We start from the raw sequence: 1029 nt of genomic DNA on the forward strand, positions 1-1029 counted from the left end.
GATTGTTCCCGTCGAGCAGTCCGTCAGATCCCGCGCCCGCGCGGGCCGCAGGACGCGCGCGGGGACGCCGGGGCCCGCCACCAAGGGAGCGGGCCGCGGCAGGCACACGTGCTTTGAGGAGGCCCGGGGATGGACGCGACGAGTCAGGCGGGAGGGGCGACGGCCACGGCCGGCGGCCCGGTGGTCGGCGGGCAGGCCGGCCCGGCGGACCCGCTGGTGCCCTACCTGTCCGCCGACTTCCCCTGGTACGGCCTGGACGACGGCTGGACCGGCCGCCGCTACCTGATGCAGGCCGGCGCCGGCGGCTCCCGCGCCGGGGCCCCCGCCGGCGTCGACTACGGCACCCTCGGCCACGGCGAGGAGCCGGCCCGCCAGTTCGAGCCGCGCGACGTGCGCAAGTTCGCCGTCGTCGTCACCGTCGCCCGCCGCGACAGCCGCCGCAGCGCCGACAACACCGGCACCCTGGAGGCGACCTCCGCCTCCTCCGCCGCCTGGCTGGCCGGCTCGGGCCTGCTCGCCTCCACCTGGCCGGGCCAGCTGGACCGCGCGCTGCGCCAGGACTGGCTGGAACAGCAGAGCTCCCTCGCGTGGGACCTCGCCGACGACCTGGCCGGCCCCGGCTGGTCCACCCTCAGCCTCCCGGTCAACGGACTGCCGCAGCCGTTCCGCTACCGCGAGTCCGAGTACGGCTGGGTGCTGGCCGGCGAGGCCCCCGGCGTCCTGCTGGGCGCGTACGGGCGCGGCATCAGCGCCTACGGCACCGGCTTCTCGACCGTCCCCGACCTGACGGCCTACACCCGCCCGTAGCGCCCGTCCGCGGACGCGACGAGGGGCCGGGTGGCGCACCACCCGGCCCCTCGTGGACGTCCGCGCTAGAACTTGTTCCTGGGCGTCAGGCCGAGCGACAGGCCGGACAGGCCGCGCTGGCGCCCGCCGAGCTTGCCGGCGACGGCGCGCAGGGCGGCGCCGGCCGGGGAGTCGGGCGCGGCGAGCACGACCGGGCGGCCGTCGTCGCCGCCCTCGCGCAGG

1 protein-coding gene and 1 pseudogene are annotated in these 1029 nt (G+C 78.1%); one reads left to right on the forward strand and one right to left on the reverse strand.

The genetic code is table 11. The features are described from left to right. Positions 1–129: 129 nt before the first annotated feature. Positions 130–807: a hypothetical protein gene (locus tag AB0O00_RS41400; protein WP_363659814.1), complete on the forward strand. Its 678-nt coding sequence runs from the start codon at positions 130–132 to the stop codon at positions 805–807. 65 nt (positions 808–872) lie between these two features. On the opposite strand, the pseudogene AB0O00_RS41405 reads toward AB0O00_RS41400, so the two are convergent. Then, a pseudogene (locus AB0O00_RS41405) lies at positions 873–1029 on the reverse strand (sodium:proton antiporter); the annotation flags it as partial.

Source organism: Kitasatospora sp. NPDC093558, from assembly GCF_040683475.1.
GTDB lineage: Bacteria > Actinomycetota > Actinomycetes > Streptomycetales > Streptomycetaceae > Kitasatospora.

Coding starts and splice junctions, on each gene's coding strand:
- AB0O00_RS41400 (WP_363659814.1), top strand. CDS start 130: ATGGACGCGACGAGTCAGGCGGGAGGGGCGACGGCCACGGCCGGCGGC.